23 protein-coding genes are annotated in these 26,866 nt (G+C 47.0%); 8 read left to right on the plus strand and 15 right to left on the minus strand.

Annotated elements, in window-relative coordinates; genetic code table 11:
- Window positions 1-28: 28 nt before the first annotated feature.
- The gene (locus RIG68_RS09725; protein WP_350096872.1) at window positions 29-739 is read left to right on the plus strand and encodes a YebC/PmpR family DNA-binding transcriptional regulator; all 711 of its coding nucleotides are present in this window, start codon (window positions 29-31) and stop codon (window positions 737-739) included.
- A gap of 82 nt (window positions 740-821) precedes the next feature.
- Here RIG68_RS09725 and RIG68_RS09730 read toward each other — a convergent pair whose 3' ends face one another.
- From RIG68_RS09730 to RIG68_RS09780, 11 genes are all read right to left on the minus strand, one after another.
- A complete protein-coding gene (locus tag RIG68_RS09730; RefSeq protein ID WP_350121667.1) occupies window positions 822-1,970 on the minus strand; it encodes a DUF2911 domain-containing protein in 1,149 nt (382 codons plus the stop codon).
- Window positions 1,971-2,243: 273 nt separating this feature from the next.
- Complete coding sequence (locus RIG68_RS09735) at window positions 2,244-2,780, minus strand: 1-acyl-sn-glycerol-3-phosphate acyltransferase (protein WP_350078120.1); 537 nt, start codon at window positions 2,778-2,780, stop codon at window positions 2,244-2,246.
- A gap of 23 nt (window positions 2,781-2,803) precedes the next feature.
- Entirely contained in the window at window positions 2,804-3,580 is a 777-nt protein-coding gene (locus RIG68_RS09740; protein ID WP_350121669.1) for a patatin-like phospholipase family protein, read from the minus strand.
- 62 nt (window positions 3,581-3,642) lie between these two features.
- A complete protein-coding gene (locus tag RIG68_RS09745) occupies window positions 3,643-4,590 on the minus strand; it encodes an acetyl-CoA carboxylase carboxyltransferase subunit alpha (RefSeq protein WP_151996491.1) in 948 nt (315 codons plus the stop codon).
- Between the two features lie 354 nt (window positions 4,591-4,944).
- A complete protein-coding gene (locus RIG68_RS09750; RefSeq protein WP_350121671.1) occupies window positions 4,945-6,492 on the minus strand; it encodes a M20/M25/M40 family metallo-hydrolase in 1,548 nt (515 codons plus the stop codon).
- Window positions 6,493-6,676: 184 nt separating this feature from the next.
- Entirely contained in the window at window positions 6,677-6,850 is a 174-nt protein-coding gene (locus tag RIG68_RS09755) for a glycine zipper domain-containing protein (protein WP_350078112.1), read from the minus strand.
- A gap of 170 nt (window positions 6,851-7,020) precedes the next feature.
- Complete coding sequence (locus tag RIG68_RS09760; protein ID WP_350121673.1) at window positions 7,021-8,385, minus strand: MFS transporter; 1,365 nt, start codon at window positions 8,383-8,385, stop codon at window positions 7,021-7,023.
- Between the two features lie 95 nt (window positions 8,386-8,480).
- Entirely contained in the window at window positions 8,481-8,804 is a 324-nt protein-coding gene (locus RIG68_RS09765; protein WP_350078102.1) for a type II toxin-antitoxin system RelE/ParE family toxin, read from the minus strand.
- Window positions 8,798-9,055, minus strand: coding sequence for a hypothetical protein (locus RIG68_RS09770; RefSeq protein WP_350078100.1), 258 nt, complete (start codon window positions 9,053-9,055; stop codon window positions 8,798-8,800). The genes RIG68_RS09765 and RIG68_RS09770 overlap by 7 nt, the downstream gene beginning before the upstream one ends.
- A gap of 893 nt (window positions 9,056-9,948) precedes the next feature.
- Window positions 9,949-12,156, minus strand: coding sequence for a xanthine dehydrogenase family protein molybdopterin-binding subunit (locus RIG68_RS09775; protein WP_350121676.1), 2,208 nt, complete (start codon window positions 12,154-12,156; stop codon window positions 9,949-9,951).
- 12 nt (window positions 12,157-12,168) lie between these two features.
- Complete coding sequence (locus tag RIG68_RS09780) at window positions 12,169-12,624, minus strand: (2Fe-2S)-binding protein (protein WP_350121678.1); 456 nt, start codon at window positions 12,622-12,624, stop codon at window positions 12,169-12,171.
- Window positions 12,625-13,027: 403 nt separating this feature from the next.
- On the opposite strand from RIG68_RS09780, the gene RIG68_RS09785 reads away from it, so the two are divergent.
- Both RIG68_RS09785 and RIG68_RS09790 read left to right on the plus strand, forming a co-directional pair.
- Window positions 13,028-14,323: an AAA family ATPase gene (locus RIG68_RS09785; protein ID WP_350121680.1), complete on the plus strand. Its 1,296-nt coding sequence runs from the start codon at window positions 13,028-13,030 to the stop codon at window positions 14,321-14,323.
- Window positions 14,316-15,068, plus strand: a complete 753-nt coding sequence (locus RIG68_RS09790) for an RloB family protein (RefSeq protein ID WP_350121682.1) — start codon at window positions 14,316-14,318, stop codon at window positions 15,066-15,068. The genes RIG68_RS09785 and RIG68_RS09790 overlap by 8 nt, the downstream gene beginning before the upstream one ends.
- A gap of 97 nt (window positions 15,069-15,165) precedes the next feature.
- Here the strand turns inward: RIG68_RS09790 and RIG68_RS09795 are convergent, their stop codons facing one another.
- From RIG68_RS09795 to RIG68_RS09810, 4 genes are all read right to left on the minus strand, one after another.
- Entirely contained in the window at window positions 15,166-18,381 is a 3,216-nt protein-coding gene (locus tag RIG68_RS09795; RefSeq protein ID WP_350121684.1) for an SNF2-related protein, read from the minus strand.
- Between the two features lie 808 nt (window positions 18,382-19,189).
- Window positions 19,190-20,554 (minus strand): FISUMP domain-containing protein, encoded by a 1,365-nt coding sequence (locus RIG68_RS09800; RefSeq protein WP_350121686.1) that lies wholly within the window; start codon window positions 20,552-20,554, stop codon window positions 19,190-19,192.
- Window positions 20,555-21,332: 778 nt separating this feature from the next.
- Window positions 21,333-21,857, minus strand: coding sequence for a hypothetical protein (locus RIG68_RS09805; protein ID WP_350121688.1), 525 nt, complete (start codon window positions 21,855-21,857; stop codon window positions 21,333-21,335).
- Window positions 21,854-22,345 carry a hypothetical protein gene (locus tag RIG68_RS09810; protein ID WP_350121690.1) on the minus strand — a complete coding sequence of 164 codons (492 nt, stop codon included), beginning with the start codon at window positions 22,343-22,345 and terminating at the stop codon, window positions 21,854-21,856. Before RIG68_RS09810 ends, RIG68_RS09805 begins: the two co-directional genes overlap by 4 nt.
- A 311-nt stretch (window positions 22,346-22,656) precedes the next feature.
- On the opposite strand from RIG68_RS09810, the gene RIG68_RS09815 reads away from it, so the two are divergent.
- The 5 genes from RIG68_RS09815 to RIG68_RS09835 all read left to right on the plus strand — a co-directional run bounded on the left by RIG68_RS09815 (window position 22,657) and on the right by RIG68_RS09835 (window position 26,720).
- On the plus strand, window positions 22,657-22,983 hold the full coding sequence (locus RIG68_RS09815; protein ID WP_350121692.1) for a hypothetical protein: 327 nt from the start codon (window positions 22,657-22,659) through the stop codon (window positions 22,981-22,983).
- Window positions 22,984-22,993: 10 nt separating this feature from the next.
- Window positions 22,994-23,467: a hypothetical protein gene (locus RIG68_RS09820; RefSeq protein ID WP_350121694.1), complete on the plus strand. Its 474-nt coding sequence runs from the start codon at window positions 22,994-22,996 to the stop codon at window positions 23,465-23,467.
- A 313-nt stretch (window positions 23,468-23,780) separates the two neighbouring features.
- A complete protein-coding gene (locus RIG68_RS09825; RefSeq protein ID WP_350121696.1) occupies window positions 23,781-24,392 on the plus strand; it encodes a hypothetical protein in 612 nt (203 codons plus the stop codon).
- Complete coding sequence (locus RIG68_RS09830) at window positions 24,389-24,979, plus strand: hypothetical protein (protein ID WP_350121698.1); 591 nt, start codon at window positions 24,389-24,391, stop codon at window positions 24,977-24,979. Before RIG68_RS09825 ends, RIG68_RS09830 begins: the two co-directional genes overlap by 4 nt.
- 22 nt (window positions 24,980-25,001) lie before the next feature.
- Entirely contained in the window at window positions 25,002-26,720 is a 1,719-nt protein-coding gene (locus RIG68_RS09835) for a hypothetical protein (RefSeq protein WP_350121700.1), read from the plus strand.
- Window positions 26,721-26,866 lie beyond the last annotated feature (146 nt).

A 26,866-nucleotide genomic window follows, 5' to 3' on the forward strand; every position in this document is an offset into this window, starting at 1 on the left:
TCGCATCTGATTTTTGAAATAGACATATATGGGAAGAGCATTTGAATTCAGGAAAGCCAGAAAATTCAAAAGGTGGGGCCAAATGGCTAAAACATTCACCAGAATAGGCAAGGACATTGTTATCGCTGTGAAAGCGAGCGGCCCCGATCCCAGCACAAACTCCCGGCTTCGTGCCCTGATACAAAATGCCAAGGCCGCCAACATGCCCAAGGACAACATTGACAGGGCAATAAAAAGGGCGATTTCAAAAGAGGAAAAAGATTACAAGGAGGTGGTTTACGAGGGCTATGGCCCCTACGGTGTGGCGATAGTGGTAGAAACTGCTACGGACAACCCTACCAGAACTGTGGCCAACGTAAGACATGCTTTCACCAAATACGGCGGCTCGCTCGGCACCAGTGGCTGCCTTGATTTCCTTTTTGACAGAAAAAGCGTTTTCAAAATTGTGACGCCTGAAAACGTTGACCTGGAAGAGCTGGAATTGGAGATGATAGACCTGGGCGTGGAAGAAGTGGAAGCCGAAGAAGAAAATGTTGTGCTATATGGCACTTTCGAGTCTTATGGTGCTATTCAACACTACCTGGAAGAAAAGGGATATGAAATAGTGAATTCTGAGTTTGAACGTATTCCTGTCGACACCAAAGAGCTGACTGAAGAACAGGAAGCCGAAGTGCAGAAGATTTTTGAAAAGTTTGATGAGGACGACGATGTGCAGAGCTATTTTCATAATATGAAGTAGCCGCCGCTGATTCACAATAAAGAAAGGCCCGAACCCGGGCCTTTCTCGTTTTAGTGCAATGTAGATTCTAATATAGCCTCCCCTAGTTAATATCTTCCCCCTTTTCCAGCTTGGCTATGCCAGCCACAAGAGCATCTTTGTTGGGCTGATCAGGAGCATTTTCCATCGCTAGTTTGGCATACTTAAGCGCCGATTTATAGTTACCCACTGCGGAATATCCACGTGCCAGTCCAAAGTTCACCGGCCAGGTTTTAGGGTTCTTCTTAGCATTGAACTGGAACACCTCCAGGGCCTTTTGTTTTTCTCCCTGAGCGATCAGCTGACGACCGTAAGCATGTACCTGAAAAACACTTGCTGTGGGGTGATTGATAGCTTTGTCCATTATCCCGGCCGCCTCTTCCTTTTTGCCCAGCGCCGTTAACACACCTGCCTTGGTGGACAAGGTGGTGAAATTCTCTTCACCAACAAAAGAATTGGTCGATGCAGCTTCCGCCCAGGTAAGGGCCTCCTGCAGATTGATGTTTTTCGATAAACAAAATTGCACCGCAGCCACCCGGTTTTGCCAGTTGAAGCCTGGAGCATTCTCCATCTCGTTCCTTATTTTGGCCAGGTACAAATCGTTCATGTTGGGCACCGATATTTTGAAAGGTACCATCAGCTCATCCCAGTACAGCGCTGCCACGGTGAATTCAGGCTGCCTGTCGATGAACTCATAGCTTAACCATTCATGGTAGGGAGCTTCTTTCGGCTGCACTTCTACCCTTAAGGCATCATCTTTCGCATCGTAGAAATAGCTTCCCCAGGCAGTAGAGGTGTTAGACAATATAAGCGTCCATGGCTTGTCTTTCTCGATAATCATATGAAGTCCATAGGTGCCAGCTTTTATTGCTTTGCCTTCCACTTCCATGTCGTGAGAAAAGGTGATGGTCGTGTTCTGGTTAGCTCCTGCCCTCCATGGCGAAGCAGTAGCTGTGCCAAAGCCAAGGTAATTCATTCCGTAAGGTTCGAGCTGTCCCCATATTTTACCCTTTCTGTCGGCCCCATTGGGTGCCGTCACGTCCGGACTGTTGTAGTCGATTGTCACAGATGCAATGGAGCCTATATACTGCGTGACAATCGACTTTTGATTGTCGCCGCTGGGAGGTAACGTAATTCCCTGTGCCAAAAGACCTGTAACACATAAAAATGCAAGGGCCGTAGACAAGCCCAACTTTCTTGTAGAGTTGTTCATAGAATGTTTATTTGTTGTAAAAAAAGCTTTTGACGGTTGGTCAACAAAAAAAAATAATTCCACCTCGCAAGGAGGTCGATAAAAATCAATAACGTTAGCTACGGTTGTGGGGTTGGTTCTATTTCACTATTAATACCAATGAGGTGAAATGGAATAAAGGACTAACAGCCCGGACTGGTTTGGCCCCTATACTATATTGGCAGAAAAGAATAGCATGTTGATGCTGATGCTCCAGAAACGCTTTTCAGAAACAAAAACAGCAAAGACACTGTGTTATCTTAAATCCTGCCAGGGCCGCTTCCCCGTGATTCCCTTGTAGTAGGCCATGATTCGCTCCATGTCCGTTTCCATGTCTCCCGGCATAAAAGGCTCAAGCATTTCTACTCTTCTTCGCTTAAAATCAAAGCTTACCAAAACAATCGGGATATTGGCAGCTTTGGCAATCCTCCAAAATCCTGTCTTAAGCTTGTCCACTTTCTTTCTGGTACCTTCCGGCGCCAGTGCAATGGAGAATGCCTCCTTCGAGTCAAACAGGTCTACCACCGACTCGACAAGGCCGGCGGCATTGGTTCTGTCGACAGGATAACCGCCCAGCAACCGAAGAAAAACACTGAGTGGAAACCAGAAGAGCTCTTTTTTGCCCAAATATTTAGTATCAAGCCGAAAAATGGAACGAGCAGCCACGCCAACAAAAAAGTCCCAGAAGCTGGTATGAGGCGCTACTACAATGATGAACTTCTTATCCGTAGGTTTGGTACCTATGGCTTCCCAGCCCAAAAGCCAAAACAGAAATCTAAAAACAGCTCTCATCAGGTCAGATGTTGTTTATATTTTCAAGATACGTCCTGCTTTAACTTCGACAACACAGATTTGTTGGAAAGAAGGTCGGAAGCATAGTCGTAACCAACCTGAAAAATCTGTTTCGCTTTTCTGAAGTCGAACACATGAAAGTTTTTGAGCTCTGTTGGCTCAATGAACAAATCGCATTTGGGCTTACGTGCCGCCACATTCTCGTTGATGGCCAGCAGCAGGCTTCTTTCCATCAGGCGCCGCATATTGCGCCCCAGGTATTGGTCAGAAATAGGATTGCAATGAACGCCGACAATTCTGTCGACATTGCCCAGCAATGGTTCCACAGGCAGGTTGTTGACCACGCCCCCATCCATGTACAACTCATCGCCAATGGCCATTGGCTCATACACCACCGGGATACAGCACGACGCCAGCACGGGACGCACCAGGTCTCCTTCTGAAAACACCCGTATTTTTCCTGTTCTCACGTTAGTGGCCGACACGTAAAAAGGTGTTTCAAGGTCGGCAAAATTTGCACCACCGAAATAGGGTTTGAGAATTGCCTCCACGCTCCCTATTTTGAACAGGCCTCTTATGTTGATGGCCGGCATGAGAAATTTATACACGCTTGTTTTGGTGAAGATTTCAAGGGCTTCGTCGGGAGAATAGCCTTTGGCCAGGAACAAGCCGGCCACGGCACCTGCAGATGTACCCGAAATCACGTCAAAGTGAATGCCTTTTTCCAACATCGCTTTCACTACCCCAAGGTGAGCAATGCCCCTTGCGCCTCCCCCCGATAAAGCCAAACCTGTTTTCATGACGCCTCCTTTAACAAAAAACCGGCACTAGGCCGGTATACTTTTAACGAGTTTGCCGATCGCTACTCAGACACGACACCCATCGCACAAAATTTGTCGATGCGGGAGCTAATTCTTTCTTCAGCAGACATCTTTTGAAGCTTTTTCAACTCAGCAAAAATCACTTTCTTTATTTCAGCTGCCGCCGACTTCATGTCGGTATGCGCACCGCCAAGGGGCTCCTTAATAATGCCATCGACCAGGTTCACGCCCAGCATATCTTTTGCCGTCAGTTTCAATGCATCAGCCGCCTGCTCTTTATAATCCCATGTGCGCCATAGAATGGCTGAGCAGTTTTCCGGCGAAATCACAGAATACCACGAATTTTCCAGCATCAGCACCCTATCTCCAATACCAATACCCAGCGCTCCGCCAGATGCCCCCTCACCTATGACGATACATATCACAGGTACTTTTAGCGTCATCATTTCTTTCAGGTTCCTGGCAATGGCCTCTCCCTGTCCTCTCTCTTCAGCTTCCAGCCCAGGAAAGGCCCCGGGGGTGTCGATAAAGGTGATGATGGGCACATTGAACTTTTCTGCTGTTTTCATCAGCCTGAGCGCCTTGCGATAGCCATCAGGATTGGCCATACCGAAGTTTCTCATCTGGCGCTGCTTGGTGTTGCGACCTTTCTGCTGACCAATGAACATGACCGATTGCCCGTCCATTTCGCCCAGTCCGCCTATCATGGCTTTGTCGTCACTCACGGCTCTGTCTCCGTGCAACTCTATAAATTCGTTCGTTATTTCGTAGATGTAGTCAAGGGTGTAGGGGCGGTCGGGGTGTCTCGACAGCTGAACTCTTTGCCACCTGGTCAAATTGGTAAACGTCTCTTCTTTCAATCTAATGATCTTGTCTTCGAGCTTGTGAACTGCGTCAGTCACGTCCACCCCATTGTCAGAAGCCAGCCTCTTCATTTCGTTCAGCTTCGCCTCTAAATCTACTATGGGTTTTTCAAATTCTAAATGCATCGCCTAGTGGTTTTATGCTACAAATTTAGGATTAAATTCTTAACTACTCGCAACTGTATGATAAACCTAATTAACGACATTCTATCGAAACAAATGCATTGATTGGAACTGAATGATAGCGAGGGGATTAACTCTCGCAGCTATAAAAAACCAGTTGTACTCCGATAATTTCCTTACACCATAAAAAACAACCGGAGAACAAGAGGCTTTAACAAATACATGGAAGTTGTCGAAATCAAACAGCTTTAAACTGATGTTCTCGTTACCGTTGAACCTTCTGGCTCTGGCGAGGCCAATTCCTCACAACTATACCCTGTGCAGTTATCAGCAAGAATACTTCAAATTCAACATCTTTCAATTCCCCCCATCCCTGTTTGGCGACCTTGGCTCAGGCCAGGTCATCGGCTCGCCTGTCCGGGGGCTGAGGTGAAGCACTGATTTTTCCCGGGAAGTCCTTTCCGGATCTTCACTGGCCTGGTAGGCCAGAATAGCCGTCAGGATGGCGTTATTGCGCACATCATCGAACACGATCTTGTCGTAGGTGTCGAGGTTAGTGTGCCACGTATAGTTGCCATAACTCCAGCTAAGCGAGCTAAGAGAAAAGCCTGGAGCGCCTGCCGCTACAAAAGAAGCATAGTCGGAACCGCCGCCACCAGGAGTGCCGGGAAAGGTAGTTTCAATTTCATTTTTAAACTGCTTAGGCACAGCCTCCAACCAGCGGGTGATGTAGTCGTACGAATGAAGGAAGCCCTGGCCGGAAATGTTTACTACCCTGCCTGTGCCGTTGTCCTGATTAAAAAGAGCTTGTAAGTTTTCTACGATGTCCGGATGGTCTTCCACAAAAGCCCTTGAACCATTTAGCCCCTGCTCTTCGCTGGCCCAGTGGCCAATGATGATGGTGCGTTTGGGATTAGGGTACACTTTTTTGAGAATGCGAGCAGCTTCCATCATGGTTAGGGTGCCGGTGCCATTGTCGGTAGCACCTGTGCCGCCGTCCCATGAATCGAAGTGAGCGGAAAGCATCACATATTCATTTGGAAGCTCCGAGCCGGGTATAGTGGCAATGGTATTGAACGTGGGCACGGTGCCCAGGTCCTTAGATTCTGCCACCACTTTGATCACAGGCGCATCGCCTTTCTCCACCATGCGGTAGAGCATCCCATAATCTTCAAGCGACAAGTCCACTACCGGAATGGCCTTGGTATTGGCTCCAAAAATCTTGTTAGCACCAAAGCCTTTCGACCACCTCGACTGCACAATGCCAACGGCACCAGCAGCTTCCAGCGCTTCGTTGATATTGCGGGTTGTGTAGCCTGTGTTTTTTATGTTTTGATTCCACTTGTCTGTCTGCACTTCCCGCTCCTTCTTCATTTTCCCGAAGGACTCTTCGGTGGCAAACTCTTCCCAGTTGTAATCGGGGCGGCCTGTGGGTTCAAGCATCGATACCATGACAAATTTGCCTTTGACACTGGGCAGCCATTTCGTGAAAGCCTCGGCATCTGCCACTTCCGGCAAGGTGATCAGCCCTGCAGTAGTCCCCTTCTTTGGTGTGGGCGGGCTCCAGGCCAGCTGCGTGCCATGCAGCGTCGCCACCCGTGGCGATACCATATCGATATGCGTAATGCCTCTCTCCCAGCCTTTCCATTTGCCCCACTCCTCATTTTCGGCAGTAATGCCCCAGCCAGCATAGGTCTTCACCGCCCAATCGTTGGCTGCTTTCATTTGTGGTGTGCCCACCAGGCGTGGCCCGATCACGTCCATCAATTGATGGCCCAACACTTCGAGTTGAGAATTGTCGGTGCCTTCAGCAACGATTTTATCTACGATGGCGTCATCTTGTGCAACGACCACCTGTGCCACTAAAATGGATAGCAGGAATGCCAGCTGGAATATCTTCTTCATAAGTTGTTTGGTAATCGGTTGAAATCAGGATTAATGAGCTGCTAAAGTATCGGATTTTCAACCTTGAGGAAGCCGGTTTTGATGAGTGGCTGGCTGTTAATTTGATGGCTCATTTACAGAGGTGTGAGAAAAGAGAACAGGCAAAGCTACCTGCTTCGGAGTAGGGGCAATACAAACAAGGCTGCTAGTCGTCGGTACTTTCTTCGCTTTCTTTTTTCATGAGCGACTGCCCGATGGCGGCACCCATGGCGACACCCAGTGCAATCCACAAACCCAAGTTATCTGTTGCGGCACCTATGGCAGTGCCAATGGCTATGCCCATGGCTATCCCAGTGGCAAGTCGGCTGTTCTTTTTCATAAGTTTCGAATTTTTCGCTGCTGTTAGATAACATGTCAGGCCAGGTTTCTCACGAGACTAGCATGTAAAAAGGTACAAAAAAAATTCATCCGGGCAAAGTTGAAGCACCAGTGTTGCTTACAATCATTTATTCTTACCTCAGACTCTTCAGGGAACTCTACCTGGTTAGCCTAATGGTTTGTTCTCATACTTGCATCTTTCTCCGCCAGCACCTTCTGCGGGTTGTCTGCCCAAAAGGCCAGTATGGTCAGCGTAAAGTACACCGCAAAGCACACCCAGCCACTCACATTGTAGGTGCCGAAGTACGACAACGAACGGCTGAACAGCATTGGCCCGAGGGCACTGCCGAAAACGATCATCATCATGGCCTGGCCGCTGATGGCACCCAGGTGAGTACGGCCATAGTACCTTGGCCAGGTGACGGTGGCCAGTACGGCATAGAGGCCTGTCATGAAACCATTGCCAATAATGATCAGGTAGTAGCCCCAGCTGGTAGTGCCCAGGAAGATCACGCCAAGGATGCCCAGGCAGGCTCCCCCTCCTTTGAAGTATAGCAGGTATTTGAGCGGAATGTGGTCGCTGACGCTGCTCGCCACCAGCGTAACCACCACGGCGATGATGGCCACGGGCTGGAAGATGGTGATGGCCATGGTATCGGGCAGCCCGGCCTCCGCAAAAACGGACATCACATGAAAAGTGAAGCCCGTGAAATACAATGCCTGCATCGCCATCATAAGGGCAAAGACCCAGAAAGGGAAGTTGCGAATAGCTTCAGCAGCGGTAAACTCTTTGATCACCGGGAAAAGGATCTTTTTCTTTTTGGCAGATGTGGCAACCTCCTTCCCCGGCGAGCGGCCATCAGGTAACAGGCCGCTGTCTTCAGGTCGATTGCGGAAAAACACGATAATCACGACAGGAAACGCCAAGCCGACCAGCAGCGCCATCACCAGCCAGGCTCCTTCCCAGGTATAGGCCTCGATGAGGGTGAAAAGGAAAAGTGGAGAGATAGAAAAGGCCAGCGACACGAATACATTGCTAAAGCCTGTGGCGAATCCACGGCGCTGATCGAACCACTGAACCATCATGTTGCGGGACACGATGGTGAGCACACCCTGCCCGAAAAAGCGCAGCAGCAGAAAGGTGGCAAACAACGTGATGACGATGGCGGTAGTGGCTTGTGCGGCGATCCAGCCCGACAGCAGTCCGTCGATATTGCTGAGCCAAACGAGGATCAGCCCAAGCCCAATAGCGGCAGCCACAGCCGTGGGGCGCACGCCCAGGCGGTCGTACAGCCGGCCTGCCCAGGGCAGCATAAAGGAGCTGCCGATGGTGCCAAGCATGTAAGCGAAGCTCAGCTCATCCCGGCTGATATGCAGGCTCCCCAGCAGCGAGTCGGTGAATACCGACACGCCCATGGTTTGGCCGGGGATGCTCATCACGATGCCGAGTGATCCCCAAAGGAGGATCATCCATCCGTAAAAAAAGGGCCACTTCCCGGGATGAAACGGAAAATTCGCCCACTCTCGTCTTTTCATAGGAAGGTGTGAAGGTAATAAACTTTGGAGGGAGTTGGGGTGGTAAATTAGGCTAACCGCTTTCAGTCACAACAAGGCAACTCTGCAAATTAAGACTACTTAATTTTCTTCTTGATTTTTCCAGGATGCTGGCTTGTATGGAACACCATAACAATGATCACCTCCGTTTCTGTCACCTCATAAATGAGTTTGTAACTCCACTTGCTGGCCGATCTATAATTTTCCGGTTCGTTGATCAGGTTTGGCTCTCTTGCATATTTTTCTGGAAAGGTTCCCAAACTTTTGGCAAGCGACAACAATGCCTTTCTAACCTTATGAGCGGCTGACGTAGAATCTTCTTTTATGTATTCATAAATATCCCGTAACGAGTCAACTGCTTGACTATCCCACCTAACAGGCAGACGGTTTTTCTTTACCAATTTTCCGATTCTTTTTCCAAGTCTTCCTGGGAAGTGTATTCTCCAGACTTTACCCGTTTGGAAGCCTCCCGTGCCCGTTGAACAAGTTTTGACTTTGTAATTGCTTCCCCTTTTGTTGTATATCCTACTATGGGATCACTGGCCACTGGAAGTGCCTTTTCAATGATTTTCAGGTAAGCGTGAAGCAATTCTTCATCTTCGATACTGTCAATTAGATGATGAAGTGATTCCCTGACTGTTGCAGTTGCCATAACCATGTCTTTTTACAAATAAACAATTTTTTGCTTTCAAATCGAATTTCGAATGACGTAAGTCCGATCATCACAAGAGTAAGTCGAAACGATTAAAGAGGTCACTCTGCCACAAAGCAAATAGTGACCTCTTTAATTTGGTGTTAGCGGAGCGGCTCTAAAGCGTTGACCACCCCCGTCGGCAATTGATTGTAGTCAGCAATTGTATCTTCGAGCCAAGAAAGCTTGCTCCTAACTGCCATCTACCCCGGCCCGATCGGGGAAACCTAAAGGGCGCAAGGCGACGATTTCACTTCGGAACGACTGCCCACTCTGCCATTTCCAGTTTTCGCAACAATAACTTTATCTGTCACGAAATCTTAATAAGACGCAACGCCCTACCAGGCGGGTGGGCGAAAAATGGTGGCTGGGTGCGGGCTCTTGGCTTGTGCGTTAATTTTTCGTTGACTTTTCGGTCGCTCGGCGAACCGCCGCCGAAGCGGGTTACTTTTTGTCCCATCCGGGAACGGCAAGAAAAACGGTCCGCCGATGCGGTAACAGCCAGTCCGGCTTGAGGGCAAAAAGCTAACCTTTAGTGGGACAGAAATTAAGAAATGTGCAGAAACCTTGAGAGAAAATCGATCCTAGTCGCCGTTCTAGCCCGTTCTGGAGCAGGGCACCCATAGTACGCAAGTCCACGATTTAGCTTCGTAACAGGCAGATTGCTTCAGTCGCTGGAATGCACTACTCACAATTGATAACTATGTAACTCCTTCGCAATAACCGATGAGTTTGTGCTAGCGTGTATTAATTCGGAGTCTCAACCACCCATTGCACGTCCTCCCACTTCGCAAATGCCCCCCAACAAAAAAGGTGACCTCCCGATCACCTTTTGTTTTCTGGTTGATGCCCCCCTACATCACCTCAATCTTCTCCGGCGTTTGATCGGCGGTGCTGAAAGGCGTGTGGTAGTACCGCTTGCCCGTTGCTTTGTACAGAGCGCTGGCCAATGCCCCTATGGCAGGAGGCAAACCTGGCTCACCCAGTCCTGTCGGGCTGATCTCGTTCTCCACAAAGAAAACCTCAATCTCCTCTGGCGCCTGACTGTGCCTGATCAGCTGGTAGGTATTGAAGTTCTTGTGCACCGACGCCCCGTTTTCGAACGTCAGCTCGCTGTAGAGCGCATGGCCAATGCCATCGACCACACCGCCCTGAATGATGTTGACGGCTCCCTCTTTGTTGATCAAGATACCGCAATCCACAGCGCACCATACCTTTTTCACCTTGGGCTGGTTATCTTCCATCACCACGTCCATGACCTGGGCCACGTAAGAGTTGTGGCAGAAATACGCCGCCACACCGCGGAATACGCCGGGCGTTTCCACGCCCCAGTTGGCTTTCCCCTTCACCATTTTCAGCACACCGGCGTAGCGCTCGGCGTCGTATTCGTATTTTTCACCTACCGGACTGGCAATGGCCTTATCAAACAGCTCCAACCGGAAGTCGATGGGATCTTTACCCGCCAGCTCTGCCACCTCGTCGAGGAAGGACTGCTCCGCTCCTGCTGTAAAGTGCGACCTTGGTGCCCGCCAGGCTCCTGTGGAAATGTTCGTCGTTGAGCCAATGCTTTCGGCTGTGTAGTTGGGCACCGAGCCCGCAGGGAACCTGTTGGGGAACACCGGGCCTTCTGGCAGCCCCGCTCCTCTTACCGAAAAGGCAATCAGGTTGTTGTTTTCATCCAGGCCAGCTTTGTACGTGGAGCGGTAGGCTGGTCGGTAGGTGCCCTGGGTCATGTCGTCTTCCCGGGTGTAAATCATCTTGATGGGCGCTCCCATTTGTTTGGAGATCGCCGCTGCCTCCAACCCAAAGTGCACATACAGCCTGCGGCCAAAGCCACCGCCTATGCGGGTCATTTGCACCGTAATCTTCTCTGCAGGCATTCCCAGCAGCTTGGCCACTGAGTCTTCCAGCGCCTTCGGCGTCTGTGTAGGCCCTGCCAGCTCCGCTCCGTCGGCCGTCACGTTGGCGTAGAAGTTCATGGGCTCCATGGTGGCGTGAGCAAGGAATGGCGACGTATACGTCCGCTCAATCACTTTGGCGGCCGAGGCAAAAGCAGCCTCCGTATCTCCGTCTTTTCTGCTGCCGCCTACTTCGCCGTCTTTCAGCGTGTCTTTCAGGCGCTGCACATGCATGGCAGTGTTTTCCGGCTCGGTCACCGTTTCCCAATTGGCTTTGAGCGCCTTCTTGGCCTTCATCAGCTGCCAGGTGGAGTCGCCCACTATGGCGATCAGGTTATTGAATGCATTCACGTCCGACCAGGCTGGCTCGGGTATGGTGGTGTCGATGATGAAAGCGTCCCTCACGCCATCCATCGCCTTGATTTCGTCCACGTTGAAGTCCTTCACCTTCATGCCAAATGCCGGTGGATGCTCAATCATGGCCAACAGCATGCCTTCTTTTTTGAAGTCGATGCCGAACAGGGGCTTGCCCGTCACAATTTTCGGGCCTTCCACGTTCTTCTGGGCGGTGCCCAGCAGTTTGTAGTCCTTGGGTTCTTTCAGCGCTATTTCTTCGGGCACTTCTATGCCCACTGCCTTGGAAGCGATTTCGCCGTATCCTATCGTTCTCGTTCCCTTGATTTCTTTGATGATTCCATTACTGGCTGTCAGGTCTTCAACCTTTACGCCCCACTCTTTGGCGGCGGCTTCCAGCAGCATCCTGCGGCCAGTGGCTCCGGCCATGCGCAGGGCATCCCAGCCCAGCATAATGGACAAACTGCCCCCTGCAAACTGCGGATTTTTAAAGGCATCCTCATCGAGCATGCCTTGTTCTACCACCACATGGTCCCAGGCTACGTCCAGCTCCTCGGCCACAATCATGGGCATGGAGGTCATCACGTTCTGGCCTATCTCCGGATTGGGGTTGAAGATGGTGACCAGGCCAGTATCGCCAATTTTGATGTAGCCGTTGATTTTAAACCACTCGTTGGGCACGGCCACCAGCGGCTCCGACACCGGCGAGCACCGGGTGAGCCAGCTAAAACCGATCATCAGTCCACCACCGGCGGCTGCCGAGGTCTTCAGAAATGATCTTCTGCCAAATTTCGTCCTTATTAAAGTCATAAGCTGATGTTTTTAGAGTGTTGAGGCAGTTTTCACGGCGGCTTTGATCCGAACATAGGTGCCGCAGCGGCAGATGTTGCCATTCATGGCCGATTCTATTTCTTCATCGGTGGGCTTGGGATTGGCCGCCAGCAGCGCTGAGGCGGTCATGATCTGGCCTGCCTGGCAGTAGCCGCATTGGGGCACATCGTGCTGCAGCCATGCTTGCTGCACGGGGTGGTCTCCGTTTTCGGAAAGGCCTTCAATGGTGGTGATTTTGTTGTCGCCTACGGCCGACACAGGCAGCTGGCACGAGCGGGTGGCGGCGCCATTCACATGGATGGTGCAAGCGCCGCACTGGGCAATGCCGCAGCCAAACTTGGTGCCTACCAGGTCGAGGTTGTCCCGCAGCACCCACAGCATGGGCGTAGCGGGGTCTACATCCACCTGCTTTTGTTGTCCGTTAATCGTTAGTTTGAAAATTGCCATCGGTAGTTTAGTTAGAGGGATAATGTTAAAGATAGGGTTATTTTAGGAGGAGTGAAAGGGAAATGTTGGCTTTGGGTGGGTGGCTGGAGGCATTCTCCGCATTAGCACCTGCCATCTACAAGCTGGAGATCAATGGTACGAGCCAAAGTCTCCGACCAGGGTTCTGTGCTAGGAGTAGCTGGGTTTGAGCGAACATCTGTTCCCTCTTGCTTATGGTCTTGAGCCCCTTTAGCCAAAATGTAATGAGTTTCCGGAATTATTAGCACAGGTAATGTTTAAATTGCATGAATACCTCCTACAAAGTTGTTCTATTTGCAAAATTATTTAAGATTGCCAGTCAAGAAATGTCTTTACCAATAGCTTTTAATATAAATTTGCGCAAAATTTTCAAATTCAAAGAAAAATGATAGTTGAGTTCAGTGTGAAAAATTTCCGGTCTATTAATGATGTGCAAACGATAAGTTTTGCATCGACTGGGCTAAAGAGTGCTGAAAAATATTCCGAAATAGATCGGAATAACATCACCGTGGATGGGGGAAACCATTTATTTAAGACTCTTGGAATCTATGGAGCAAATGCAAGTGGCAAAACGAATATTATTAAAGCCTTAGACTATTTCGTGAAGGTCGTTACTAAAGAAGCAAGTTCGGAATCTGGAATGAATTCAATCAGCGACCCATTTTACTTTCAAGAAGACTTCCAATTCACTGAGTCCTTCTTCCAAATTGTTTTGATTTTGAATGAAAAAAAATATCGTTATGGTCTAACAGTTAAAAAAAATTTAGCAGACTCACTTGAGAGGACTGGTGACAAGTCGAATGCTGAAATTGTAACGAGTGAATGGCTATTTGGTCCAAAAGAAAAAAACATAGTGGAACTATTCACTAGGAAGCACCAAAACGTTAAAAATGATAGGCTGCCAAATAAAGAAAAAATCCCAGAACTCCCTTATAAGCATACTTTGTACCTCACTCATGCAGCAGCATTTGACAAAGATGGTGCATGCCAAAGTATTAGAGATTATCTAAGGGCATTTGTTGTTTCCAACCTGGATAGTGATCACGAAAGATTCAGATGGCTGTCGATCTCCCATTTGAGAAAAGATGGTGAAAAAAGAAAGTTCCTCGAATTGCTATCATCGTTTAACCTGAATTACGATGATATCATTGTCCAAGAAGATGAGGATTCTTTAAAAAAGGATATTTTCCCGCAAAACAAAATATCTTTCTCTAAGAACTACTCTAGTCAAAGCGGTGCAAAAGAAGAACGAAGTTTAAATCTTTCAAAAAATGAGTCCTCTGGAACACAGAAACTATTTGATTTAACTGGATTGCTTTTGAGGGCTTTTAGTTTGAAACAACCGGCCTTTATCATCTTGGACGAAATTGATCGAAATTTTCACCCATATCTTCTGATAGGATTTATCAAACTATTCAATGACCCCGCAGTAAACAAAAGTAGTTCACAGCTTTTATTCACAAGCCATGATACTAATTTGATGGATCCTGGGATTATGAGAAGAGATCAATTCTATTTAACTGAAAAAAATGATGATAATTCAACGAGGTTATACTCCTTGGCGGATTTAAAGGGAGTTAGAAATGATGCCGATTTTGCAAAACAATACTTGGCAGGATACTATGGTGCGTTGCCTATTTTAAGTAATTATATCACCGGAAACAACGAAGCCAATGAATGAACCCTGGGACATTAAACCTTCAGATTCTAGGACTCCTGATTCACTTCCTACATTTATTATTTTTTGTGAAGATAAAGTTAGCGAGCCGGAGTATCTCAAGTTCTTTGAAACAGAAAAGATAAAAATCAACCTTGTTAAGGAGCAAAAAAGCATGATGACGCATGTATTAAAAGCGGTTCATCATTGCAAAGAGAATGGGTTGACGGATTCGATAAACGGTGTTCTAATGGTCTCTGGAAATGAAACCCAAGTTTGGTGTGTTTTTGACAGGGACAAAGGTAAAGACGCTCCTCTTATAGATAAGGAGAATATCGATTTCGATGAATCAATATCTTTAGCGGAGAGTAAAGGCATAAGAGTGGCATGGAGCAACGATTCTTTTGAGTTATGGGTTCTTCTTCATTTCGACGACGTAGACGATAACGATTCGGACGGATGTTTTAGAGAGACATATTATGACAAATTAACGGAAGTTTTCAGAAACATTCCGTCGCCGAATGAAGACCTAAAAAAAGTACTTGCCCATGCTTCCTATAATTATAAAAAGGATTTCAAAAGCATTAATAATTTTAGAAACATAGTACGACCTGAGCTTATTCCTCGTACAAAAGAAGCAATTCGCCGAGCAAAAATATTGGAAAATAAGTTTAGAATTGACAGACTCCATAACCACCAAAAATGTCCTTGCACGATGATGCACTATTTGATCGAAGAGTTGATCAAACTTGGAGGAAAAAAAATATGATGGTTGTTTTCAGTAGGCTGAGAAGCCAAAATAGAACAGCACTCTCCCTCTTAAGGCAGTCATGTGATCAAAATATTTTATTCTACCGGCCATTAGCTCATCCTTTATTTGATCCTCGAGAAACTCCGATTATACACGCTGCTATCTTGTTATCAATACTTTCAGTTTTGGCGCAATTGTCCAGAATGTGCTGAAGAACCCCAACCGGGATATTAATCTTATTCCAGTCTTCCTTGAGGCTATTTAGGTTGAAAGCCTTTCTCCTATTACCTCTTCTATCCCTTTTCTTGTCGAGATACTTCTGCAAAAACTGAATCCACAAATCCGCTAGTGCGTGATAGTCTGTTATTTCTCCTTTAATTGACGGGTTAAGCAAACTTAAGTTCCTTCTAATCAGCTGATTCACCTTTTTATTGAGAGGTTTTCTCGTTTTGTGTTCTCTTTGAGTAAGAATAAATTTAACCACGTCTAAGGCTCTTTTCTTTTTTTCTGGCAAAAGGTACCTTTCTCGTTCTCTAAAATCCTTGAGAAATGCATCCAGGATTGTCTGATTCCACGCTAGTCTCTCCGACTCAACAAATGGCAAATATGTACTGAGCTTTGACGCAACTCCGATAAAATTATTGATTGGTGCCTTATTTTTTTCCAAGAAAAGCCATTTAGGAGATTCCTTTATGCTCCCCCTCGTGCAGATAAAACACCAATCGGTATCGGATTGGTAAAAGGATACTCTCGTCTTTACTTGAGCTTGAACATCTTTTACCTGAAAATAAACCTCATCATCGAGGAGACTACTTTTCAGGTCTTGAATTGGCTTAAAAAAATTGTGAGATCCTTCCCATCCTTTCTCTCCTTTATTTTCTTCCAATTCCTTTTTGATTGTCTCAATGCTATCGACATTCTGAAAGTGTTTATCCCGTAACTCTGAGGGTAGTTCAAAATTCCCACCAATTGTCGCATCAACAAAGACTGCTGTATTTATAAGCCTGCGATCCCCTTTTAATGAAAATTCGTCGCTGTCATTGGGCCAAAGAATATTAATTACATCGTGATTTGTATCCATCCGGTCAATCCTACCTATTCGCTGTTCAATTAACCGAACAACGGAAGGAAGATCAAGTAGAACCAAGGCAGACGCTGCTTGAAGATTTACGCCCTCAGACATCTTGTCGGAGCAGAAAACCACCGTATTCTTATGACTAGACCCTAGTTCACATACTCGAAGTACCTTCTCCACAATCGTTTTGTTGGAACCAGTTGCTATGTACGTTTTAATACTACTATCCTCTTCAAGAAGAATGCTATTCAAATAGTCTAACGTTATAAGCTTTGAGTCAAACGCTATAACAATGTTGTGCGTTTTCAAGAGCCCTCGAATCTCCCCAACTTTCGACCTTTCTCGCTGGGAGCTCATTTCATTGAGTTGTGAAATGATGTCTTGATAAATAGAAATCTCTTCTTTACATGCTTGATTATATTCTTCTTGATTCAGTAACCAAGAAGGAAAACTGTTGCTAATGAAATTCTTCTCTGGAAGCTTGTCGATCAACTGAGTGATCGTCTCAACTACATTCCCCGTTAGATCCTTATTGGTATCTAAATCGTAATCTGTCTTTGCTTTTTCAGTTCCTTGAAGGTATTCTATAAGTGCAGGCTTTGAAGATCGAAGGCAAGCTCTAATATTGTATATAGCCAAGCTTTTCGCCGCTTCAAGCCTTTGTTTGATATACCTATCCTTGTCCTTTTCATTATTAACGAGGTAATGGGCAGGTTCAAAATGAGTCAAAAAGTTCACGCCTCTCAATTTGGTCGCCAGAACCGAAATATCCTCTGCTATAATCTTATCTTTATTAGTTTCTCCAGTATTGTAGACAGGGTTCTCGGCATCAGGGAACCTACATTTCCTGCCGGCTTTGTTTCTATACTTGTCCGGGTCTCTAAATATGATCTGGTTCAGCTCTGTTTTTGTCCTTCGAACTAGAAAATTGTCAATAAACCCCTTCAGCCTATCTCTTTCGTCCTTGTTGGCGGCCTCAAAACGATTCTCTTTAATTTCTTTGAAAAAATCAAAATCTTCATCGCTAAGATTGTCGACATCAAGCAATTCTATCATTCTCAAAAGATCCTCCAATCGCTTATTTACCGGAGTAGCGGTGATCAAAATTTTATAATCCGCTTTGTTAGAAGCAAGCTTTTTACTCCTTTTTGAAATTGGATTCAAAAGGTTGTGGGCCTCGTCTACGACTAGTAGGTTAGCCAAACTCAATTCGGTAAGAATATCTTTCAAATTATCCTCTGAGGCATTGCTTAGAATCCCCAAGGAACGAAAAGTGTAATTCAAAAAATCAAGGCTCCTTAGCTCCTGTTCCCAATTTGACTTAACAATTGGTGGTGAAAAAATCAGAAGATTTGAACTGAATTTTTCACCTATTTGCCAAAGCCAGTAGATGAACGAAATTATGATAGCCGAACACATTTTTGTCTTTCCAGACCCAGTAGGGTCAGCTATAAGCACATTTCCTTTATCAATTAATATATTAATCGCCTCAATCAGCCCCTCATACTGAGTGGGCCAAAATTTCTTTGAAGACAGCTTTTCGAAGAAATCATTATTATCAGAGAACCACCTCCCTTCCAGCACTTCTGCGATCGCTCTCGCCAAAGCTTCTTGCCAGGTTACATCTGCGAGTAGCTCTTTCAGAAGGGATACTATTTCTTCATTATGTTGCGCACCTTCATGGTAAATCAATTCGGCGAGTCCTTTTATCTCCTCATACTTCCCTTCTGCCGACTCCCTTATATTTGCTTCAATTTGATCCTCAAGCCCCGATTTACTGAAATTCGAAGATCCTAAAAGCGCATGATGCTTTCCAACATATATTTTAGCATGAGCCCTCTTCTTGAATTTAATATTTATATCGCCTCTTTCAATTCTTTCGATAACATTCAGTACTGAAGAGCCTAGATAGAGTGAAACACCCTTTTGTATCCAATAGTCTCTGAGATTTAGATCAATATACCCGAATGGATATTTGTTCCGTTTTCTGACGATTGGATCATTTCCAAGAAGAATCTTAATAGCTCTCAAGTTTGGAAACTTGTCTGTACCGAACCATTCAATAATTCTTATCAAAGAAGTAAATCCTGTTATGATAATACACTCGGTCGATTCACTCAAATCTCCCTCTAGAACATTTCCAACTTTTCTGTTCTGATCTGGGACATTCAAAGGAAATACACTTTGCTTTGGCCATTTTGGCTTCTCAAAGTCAAGAAATCCTTGGATTGAATCTGTCCAGTTAGAATTGTCCATTTACTAAAATTAATACAAAATAATCCAATTGTACCAGCCTAGCTGTCAATGTGTTTTCCATTTTATTTCGGATTCGATCCATCATCAGAACACTGTAGTCTCTCTGGATATGTTGTAAAAGCTTTTATACAGCATCCGACAGGCAACTTTCCACCCTCACTTCATAGCTAAACAGGTAATCGCCATCTCTTCGCACATGCACTGAATAGCTTCCTACGTTATCCCACTTCCTGACAAGCCTTTGTCTCAATAGCAGTGAAGCCCTTATCTGGGTAGGTGATAAGCCTTTACGTCACTACCTGTTAAGCCCTTATCACATATACAGTAAAGGCGTTAAAAGACCTGAGACAACGCCTTATCGGAGGTGAGACAAGCGCTTATCAGGAGGCTGTGGTGCGCACCAGACATAGTGAGTGGTGCGCAGCAAAAGTAGTGAGTGGTGCGCAGCAAACGGGCTTGCTAAGGGCTGAGTGGAAACGGAGCAAAAAATAAGGTGAAATGGCTCTTGTATGTATGAATATACGGAAATCAGGCCAGTTTAGGTGGTTGAAAGGGTAATAAATATGGCATTGGCATTGGCTTAAAACTCAGCATTCTTTGTGGGAGACGCTGAGGGAAAGCAAATTCGTTCTGTCACAGAGACTACAAAAGTTTCGGCGGATACTGGCTGCCCCGATGGGTAGGCAGCAGGGTATCAAACCCGCAGGAAGACGGGGCTACAAACTTTTGTAGTCTGAGGTCGTCCAGCCATCCTCAAATAATGGCTTTGAACTCACTATTGATGAAGGCTCAGCGTCCCTTGCAGCACCTACTCTTTGATACAGCGAACGTTAAGACCAACCCCGTATGTATAGTCACCCCAGGGAAAGAAATCAGCGGTAATGCCGGATGAATAAGGGCCCGTATAGTAGGCATCTGGAGCGATCCACCAATAGGCAATTTCTCCTACGTAGCCAAAAGTGGGGCCTCTGTAGCCAGCGGCTACAGCCGAGAATCCGAACGCATTTGTACCATTGTTGTTGTTGGCCCAGCCTGAAGTTGTCTTCAGGGCTTCTCCCACCGAGCCTGGGTAGCCATCGTTGACGACAAAACTCTCCAAATCTGTCCAGTCTTGAATGGTTGGCATATGCCATCCGGCCGGGCAAAGCTCTTTGTGCTCGATGACATAATAGTTATAATAGGCTCCATACGGTTTTTCATAAGTCGCCTTGTCATTGTAAAGCCAGCTGTATGCCGGCGTATTTAAACTCGGCCACCAGACAGCATCGGCCTGCACTTCTGGGATCGGCTCACCATCAGGATAGGCGACTGCCCGCAGGTTTTCGTTCATCCATACCTGGCTACCAATTTCCACTGTGCCATAGGCTTCACCGTCCCTTTCATCGATCCATTCATCTCCCGGCGCCCAATTGGCATTTGGGTTGCCTGTCGCATCTCCCAAATCAATATCTACTGTATCAAAACCTTCATCCACGATGATATTGAAGACAATCTTTCCATCTTCCAGCGTAGCATCCACATTGATATTGTACAAAGTCTTCGGCTGAGGATCGGCAATCGAAGCTGTGAACGTGCGGTCGATGGTGGTGCCGTCCAGTTTGGTGTAGCTCAGGTTCACTTCAATATCGAACGGAGAGGTTAAAAAATAGCCTTCTCTCGTTTCGCCCTGGGCGTAGAAAAGGCTGGCTCCGCTGCTTACTACTGTTACCGTGCCGGTGTAGCTGTGGAACGTGTTCACCACATTCGCTGAATAGTTGATCGCCACTTTGGTATTAGCCAGTTCAGCTTCAATGTCGATGGATTTGAGTTCCTCCTTGTCGATGGTAAAGTTGTCGGATCGGCCGAAATAGTAGGGATTTTCGAAAGCGGCATCCACCAGGTTGTTGCTGTGGGCCTCTACATAGTATTCGCCCGTCGGCAGTGATACTTCCGCCGGAGCCGACGAAAAGGGATCGAAGACCATCACTTCGGTGCCGTCAGCGGCGAAGATAGTGACCCGGAAATCGTCGGTATTCACCGCCAGGGTTCTGCCGTTGGCTGGTTCGGAGGTGATGGTGAGGGATAGGTTGAGCGACAGGTAGCCGTAGTCGAGGGGCTCCGGTGTTTCGCTTTGCTGCTGGCAGGCAACAGTTAAAAACAGGAAACTTAAAAGGAGAGCTTTTAAGGCTTTCATGGTGGTAGGGGATTAGTTTAAAAACCACTAAGAAAGGGAAAATGCTGGCAGTCAACGGCTAGCTTTTGTAGGTGGCCCGATATCCTTCGTGAAGGCGCCAAAAAGTTTTGTGAATGCCTTGGCCTGTATCGGGATACTTGCTGAGGGACGACGAGTTCGTTCTGTCACAGAGACTACAAAAGTTCCGAGTGATACCAGCGGCGCTGATGGGTCGGCAGCCGGGTATTCAATTCGCAGGAATGTGGGGCTACAAACTTTTGTAGTCTGAGGTCGTCCAGCCATCCTCAAATAATGGCTTTGAACTCACCATTGATGAAGGCTCAGCGTCCAAACCCTTTTAAAGGTTTTGTGAATGCCTCGGCTTAAGTCTGGACACATGCCAAACGACGACAAATTCGTTCTGTCACAGAGACTACAAAAGTTTCGGCTGATACTGCCTGTCCCGATGGGTAGGCAACAGGGTATCAAACCTACAGGAAGACGGGGCTACAAACTTTTGTAGTCTGAGGTCGTCCAGCCATCCTCAAATATTGGCTTTGAACTCACTATTGATGAAGACTCAGCGTCCAAACCCTTTTAAAGGTTTTATGAATGCCTCGGCTTGTGTCGGGACACATGCCAAACGACGACAAATTCGATCAGTTGCAGAGACTACAAAAGTTTCGGCGGATAATGGCTACCCCGACGGCTCGGCAGCCTGGTATCATACTCGCAGGAAGACGGGGCTTCAAACTTTTGTAATCTGAGGTCGTTGGGCTCCAGGGTTTCATTTCAAAAATCATTTTGCTAAAAAACTCAAAATCGTTTCCTCCATTTCCACACTTTCGCAGGCACCCTGCACCGTATATTCGAAAACCTTCCCCTCAGGCTTGTACTGGCAAAAAACAATCAGCAGCGCTGCTTCGGTTGGCTTTATGCCGCCTTCATAGTCCTGATAGATGGGGATTTTGCGAATACCCTTGTTGTAGTACAGCTTGTGAACCGTGAGCTTTCGTGAGTAGTCGGCCATTCTAACTTTGAGATTCACTGCCGCCACCTCAGGCACCTCCTCCCTGCTACTCCGAAAAAGCACTTTTTCGATCACATAATGGTGGTAAATGACCTCAAACGGCGGCTTCCAAAGCCACAGCGACGTTCTTTTCTTCGTCCCCGAAGTGAATGGTTCCGCCCGGCTCACGATCACTATCAGGTCCGACTGCGAGACCAATTCTTCTGTCGTAACAGTGTCATCATGCGCTTGCGACATTATATTAGTAGCGTTTAGTAACAGCCAGGGGATCAAAAAGGCCAGTCTTATGTTCATAGCGTCAGGCATTTTTGTAAATACTCCTCATAAGATCCGGCAGCTAGTTTCATTTCGCTGTAGTCGTTCCAGGGAGAGTTGTTGACCCCCAAAAGTACCTGCCCAAAGTAGTTGCTGCGGGGTGTGCAGCACAAAAAGGCCATTGACCGCTCCCCCTGCTGGCCTATGCACAGCCAGCCCTCTCGTTCAGAAGAACCTTCATAATAGTCTTGAGTGGCCCAATATTGCGTATGCTTAATGATGCTTTCAGCGCCCCAAAGAACTCCTCCCTTTGTTCCTGGCAAGTATACGTCCTGGTCGCCCAAATAGTCAATGCCGTCTCTGAAATCAGTCGGCAGCTCAAAATCATCGTCCTCCAGACGGAAGTAGGTCCAGAAGTAGTTGTACATCTTGTCTGAGACCGTTTGGTGGCAAGCAGGATCGGGACGCTGTTCGGTCGGCGGCACCCCTGCTATCGAGCGTAGTCTGGTGATAAGTTGCGCAATCATTGTTATATTTAACTAACAGGTGCTCAGGCTGTCATGGCCTCAATCAGCTTCGACAGCTTTTATACTACAAGATGCAAACATTGTGGTATTTCCATATTTCCAGGTCTATTAATTTAGTCAGTGCAAAGCCTCACAGCGTCCCTGGTTGACACAAGGTTAAAAAAGTTTGATCTGAATTATGGAATAGCTGGCCTGACTGCATCTTACCTATAATGTACGCAAAAAATCTCTTCATCCTTTTAATCGTCCAGACCGGATATACCGCTATGGCACAGGAAAACTGCAAAAGCTTGTTTGATAAAAATCAGCAAATGGACAGTATCACGCTGAGTGGTTTGAGTAGTGTTTTCAGAACACTAAAGTTTGAAAATGGCCCGTGCAACAGCCGATGGGGAAGCGATTTGCAGCTGGTGATGGAGGCGCTGGGGAAGCAATTGGGTGTAAAAGGAACTCCTTACGGTGAGGTGTTCAAAAGGATAGGTCCGCCTGATGAGCAGTCGGATGCCTCTGAAATAGTGAAGCTGCTACCGGGAGAAAGCATTTTGATCTACTACTGGCGGGGAAGGCACGACTTCCTGTATTTTATCACGGAAAACAAGGTGATAAAACGAAGTGACTGGTGGTACGCTTACGAATAAATTTAATGATATGACTTTAATTACGCCCAACTTGATCCAGTTCGAAGGCAATTATTATCAGCTCGTGAGACCTTTCAACCTGAGCAGCCCGAAAGACGTGGGCCTGTTTATTGGCCGTTTTGCTTCAACCGACAATCCATCCGGGTTTCTGTTCACTTATATGATTGAAAAAGGCCAGCTATTTCTGGACACTATTTTCTGTAGACCAGGCCCTCCAAAGGGATGGAAATACAAATTTCTTTACCGGTTCAAAAGCTATCCCCCGGCGATCAATGGAGTCAAGCCGGAACAGGACAAAGCTATGGACGATTATTTCCGATACGAAAATTTGTCAGTGCCATTAAAATATTCGGGTGAGTTAATCATTGGCAATAGTCGCTACGGAATGGATTCAGAAATTCATCCTGATCACCCGGGTAGCTATGCCGAGTTGCTGACACTCACGTTTGAAAAAGGAAAGCTTGTACAACGTCGTATGCACTGAAGTAACATTGAATAATACATTGAAAATCAATATCTTGAATAGATGAAATAGCCATAGGGAATACCATACCCAACGGAACCGGCGTGGAACGATGAATAAGTGGATCGAAAAGCTAAATATTCATTCTAATTGGTAAAAGCTATTCCATCGCACCGGCGAACAGGTGGCCGCTGAGAAATAAATTATATACACATGAAATAGCCATGAGGAGTACCACACCCAGCGGAATGAATAGAGCCATTTAGACAAGTGATTTTCATTCTCAAAGGGTTTGGGCTATTCCATCTGGCCGCTAAAATTAAATTTTATACAGATGAAAGCGCTGATGGTAAGCATGTTGGCAATGGTCTCACTGGCGGCCCACGCCCAACGGACAGATGCGGTGGAAAAACTGCTTGAACTAGGCAAGGACTCTGTGGTCCGGCTGGCCATTGCACGGCTTGGGGAAGCTGGCTTTGCTGATATTGCCCCTGATCAATTCGACTGGTTGAAAGTGCAAACGGATGGCCACGATGTGAGGGTGATTTTTGACAGAAGCATCCAGTATTTCCCGATGAACACATTTGTAGTACACACGGCGACGGTGGAGCTGGTAAGTACAGCTGTTGGCTGGATGCCGTACGGAGAGCCCAAAGACCCGTTTGCTCCGATCCATTTGTATGAATACACAGCAGCGGACAGAGAGGTAATTGCCATGGTACTCAGTGTGCAAGATTGGCAACACGACGAAATCGCTCTGATGATTGCAGAAGAAAACGATAGCTACCTGATCACTGAGTCGACCGGTAGCGGTGAAACTGTATATAGGTGGCACAAGACTAGCGGAGCGCTGAGTGAAGAAGGCCACGGCGAGTTTGCCCCCGACGACTTCGATGATGGTTTCAGGGAGGTGGATTGGGAGAAAATCAAAACATCGAACAAATGAAAACCCTGACCTCCCTCCTCCTCGTAGCCTGCTCGGTCACTGCCCATGCCCAACTATTCGAAGATCCGGACAAAATACTCGCCCTGGGGAAAGATTCGGTGATACAACTTGCAGTTGCACAACTTGAAAAGTCGGGCTTTACAGAGATTGACCCTGCCCGGTTTGACTGGCTAAAAGTCCGCACCAATGGACAGGAAATTCAGGTCATTTTCGATAGAAGCATTCAGTATTTCCCTCGGGACACCTTTGTCATTCACACTGCCGCTGTAGAAATCATGTATGGCGATGCCGGCTGGGAGCCACGTGGGATTGAAAACGACCCACCCGAATCGAGAAAATTTTATTCTTACACCGCTAACGACAAAAAGAACCTCGATTTTGTCATGGCTCATATTCATACCGCTCCCGGAAGCAGACTCATCATCAATGAGTCGGAGGACTATTATAGCGTTTCAGAAATCACGCAATATTGGGAAACAGGGTTTAAGGTGGAGAAGCTCACTGGAAATGTAAAGGACAAGTGGCATGCTCAGTCCGGGGCTGGATCCGGAAAAATTGACGATGGCTTTAAAGAAGTTGACTGGTAATGGCAACCCATAACGCAACACAATGAACTTAAAAAACCTAACACTCATCTGGCCGTTGGCGTTTTTGCTGGTTGGCACATTGCAAGCGCAAACTAACTGGCCGCTGAAGCAATTCAGGAAAGCGCAGCCGGCAGCGGAGCTTATGCCCTACGCTATGGATCAACTCTGGGGATTCGGGAAACCAGGAAGTCGTGGCATATATAGCCAAAGCCAGGCGGCCGTAGTAGTGCCCCCTGCCTACGACCTGGTGCTCCCCACCATGGAAAAAGATCTTTTTTATGTAGTAAGAGGCGATTTTGCAGGACTTTACGCAGCCAACGGTGGGGAGCTGGTGCCTCCTGATCAATTCCAGAACTTTAGAATTTTCACCAATTCAGAGGGTAAATTGATCGCCGAGAATGCAGTAGAAGTCCGCAGTGAAGGCGCAGGCTATGCAACAACCTCAGTCAAAAAAGTGGCTTTTTCACTGCTGCGTCTGGCTGACAGTGCCTGGCAGGCTGTTGAAATCAAGCCAGCCTTTTGGCTTTCAGAGGATTTAAACCGGCAGGAGGATCGCATAGAGCGCTATGCCAAAGGCCAGTGGATTCATCACCACTCATTGCTGGGGATTAAGCCGGTAGACATGGCTGGCTTTGTGGAGCCTGGCACGCAGGTAACGAAAGTGGTGCAGGAATCGTCCATTATCACCACAGGCAATGCTGGCTATCTCATACCGCCCAGCTTTGTCTACATCCTCCCGCAGGACACCTATTTGGAGGTGGGCGTAGTGAAACCCCTGGCACACGAACCGTCTCAGTCCAGTGTTTACACCCAAAAGGGCGTATACTCGATGGTCTTCAAAGAGGTCATTCCGCCCACATCAGGGTCGGTATTCCCAACAGAGCCAAGTGGTTTTGCTGTCTACAACAATCCATCCCTTTCCATATTTGACACTGAAGGTTCAAAAATTGGTGACATAACAGGATTTGAACAAAGTATTGATCATATAGCCCTGATAGGCGACAAGGTATATATTGCCTGCTTTTCCGAGGATGAAGAGCAGCTGGAGATGAGCATTTTCGATCAGCATATTTACAAGCTGACAGGAGATTTCCTGGGTTCCTTTCCCTTCACTTTTCTTTTTGTGCCAGAGAACGGGACAATTGCCTCAATCGAAAAAATAGACCCAACCACGCCCTTTGGACTAGCTTATGGGCTTTTTGACCTCCAGGCCAGCCAATGGGTAAGCGATCCAACCTACAGTAGGGTTATCCAGCCGCACTTCAGGGAAACCCTATCACCATGGGAAAATGGTAAGTGCAGCTACTACTTTGATCTCTCGAAAGCTGAAAAGCACGATTATTTTGACTGCGAGGGGCACCCAATCAATGGCGTAGCGGCAACAGTCATTGGCTCGACCTACAAAATTATTACTGCCGAAGAAGATGCCTCCATGGCTTTTCACGAGCCAGCCACGGCCCCGTTTGAGTTTAGCCATGTGCTTATTTCCATCGAAGAAGAGGTGGATTTTGAGCCAGGGATGGCAGCAGTTAAGGAAGCAGAGAAAAGAGGACTGGTTATTTACAAGGCCTATTCAGCGTACAACGACACCACTAAATACGGGCTCGGCTATTCTGATGAAGACCATTTGCTACTTGCACCAGTATTTGACAGCATCCAGTTCATAGATGCTACAGAAGAGATAAACCTGACATATCGTGGCGAAGTCTACAAATTTCCCCTCAGCCGGTATCAAAGATGAGTCGTTATCGGATAAAAGTAGTTGAATGGCCATGAAGTATATTCTCTTCGGCTTGACCTTGTTGCCCCGCTCGATCTGGAGGGCATACATTAGGGACACTTTTGGTCGCCAGTGCGGGAAATGGAATACCGAAGGCACCCTGGCTC

It is taken from the genome of Imperialibacter sp., assembly GCF_040222385.1.
Taxonomy (GTDB): Bacteria; Bacteroidota; Bacteroidia; order Cytophagales; family Cyclobacteriaceae; genus Imperialibacter.

Excerpts from the sequence above, each read along its gene's own strand:
- RIG68_RS09775 (WP_350121676.1), bottom strand. The coding sequence starts at position 12,156 with ATGACTTTAATAAGGACGAAATTTGGCAGAAGATCATTTCTGAAGACC.
- RIG68_RS09760 (WP_350121673.1), bottom strand. The coding sequence starts at position 8,385 with ATGAAAAGACGAGAGTGGGCGAATTTTCCGTTTCATCCCGGGAAGTGG.
- RIG68_RS09810 (WP_350121690.1), bottom strand. The coding sequence starts at position 22,345 with ATGATTGCGCAACTTATCACCAGACTACGCTCGATAGCAGGGGTGCCG.
- RIG68_RS09805 (WP_350121688.1), bottom strand. The coding sequence starts at position 21,857 with ATGAACATAAGACTGGCCTTTTTGATCCCCTGGCTGTTACTAAACGCT.
- RIG68_RS09825 (WP_350121696.1), top strand. The coding sequence starts at position 23,781 with ATGAAAGCGCTGATGGTAAGCATGTTGGCAATGGTCTCACTGGCGGCC.
- RIG68_RS09725 (WP_350096872.1), top strand. The coding sequence starts at position 29 with ATGGGAAGAGCATTTGAATTCAGGAAAGCCAGAAAATTCAAAAGGTGG.
- RIG68_RS09815 (WP_350121692.1), top strand. The coding sequence starts at position 22,657 with ATGGACAGTATCACGCTGAGTGGTTTGAGTAGTGTTTTCAGAACACTA.
- RIG68_RS09740 (WP_350121669.1), bottom strand. The coding sequence starts at position 3,580 with ATGAAAACAGGTTTGGCTTTATCGGGGGGAGGCGCAAGGGGCATTGCT.
- RIG68_RS09750 (WP_350121671.1), bottom strand. The coding sequence starts at position 6,492 with ATGAAGAAGATATTCCAGCTGGCATTCCTGCTATCCATTTTAGTGGCA.
- RIG68_RS09735 (WP_350078120.1), bottom strand. The coding sequence starts at position 2,780 with ATGAGAGCTGTTTTTAGATTTCTGTTTTGGCTTTTGGGCTGGGAAGCC.
- RIG68_RS09780 (WP_350121678.1), bottom strand. The coding sequence starts at position 12,624 with ATGGCAATTTTCAAACTAACGATTAACGGACAACAAAAGCAGGTGGAT.
- RIG68_RS09830 (WP_350121698.1), top strand. The coding sequence starts at position 24,389 with ATGAAAACCCTGACCTCCCTCCTCCTCGTAGCCTGCTCGGTCACTGCC.
- RIG68_RS09770 (WP_350078100.1), bottom strand. The coding sequence starts at position 9,055 with ATGGCAACTGCAACAGTCAGGGAATCACTTCATCATCTAATTGACAGT.
- RIG68_RS09730 (WP_350121667.1), bottom strand. The coding sequence starts at position 1,970 with ATGAACAACTCTACAAGAAAGTTGGGCTTGTCTACGGCCCTTGCATTT.
- RIG68_RS09790 (WP_350121682.1), top strand. The coding sequence starts at position 14,316 with ATGAATGAACCCTGGGACATTAAACCTTCAGATTCTAGGACTCCTGAT.
- RIG68_RS09820 (WP_350121694.1), top strand. The coding sequence starts at position 22,994 with ATGACTTTAATTACGCCCAACTTGATCCAGTTCGAAGGCAATTATTAT.
- RIG68_RS09800 (WP_350121686.1), bottom strand. The coding sequence starts at position 20,554 with ATGAAAGCCTTAAAAGCTCTCCTTTTAAGTTTCCTGTTTTTAACTGTT.
- RIG68_RS09785 (WP_350121680.1), top strand. The coding sequence starts at position 13,028 with ATGATAGTTGAGTTCAGTGTGAAAAATTTCCGGTCTATTAATGATGTG.
- RIG68_RS09755 (WP_350078112.1), bottom strand. The coding sequence starts at position 6,850 with ATGAAAAAGAACAGCCGACTTGCCACTGGGATAGCCATGGGCATAGCC.
- RIG68_RS09835 (WP_350121700.1), top strand. The coding sequence starts at position 25,002 with ATGAACTTAAAAAACCTAACACTCATCTGGCCGTTGGCGTTTTTGCTG.
- RIG68_RS09745 (WP_151996491.1), bottom strand. The coding sequence starts at position 4,590 with ATGCATTTAGAATTTGAAAAACCCATAGTAGATTTAGAGGCGAAGCTG.
- RIG68_RS09795 (WP_350121684.1), bottom strand. The coding sequence starts at position 18,381 with ATGGACAATTCTAACTGGACAGATTCAATCCAAGGATTTCTTGACTTT.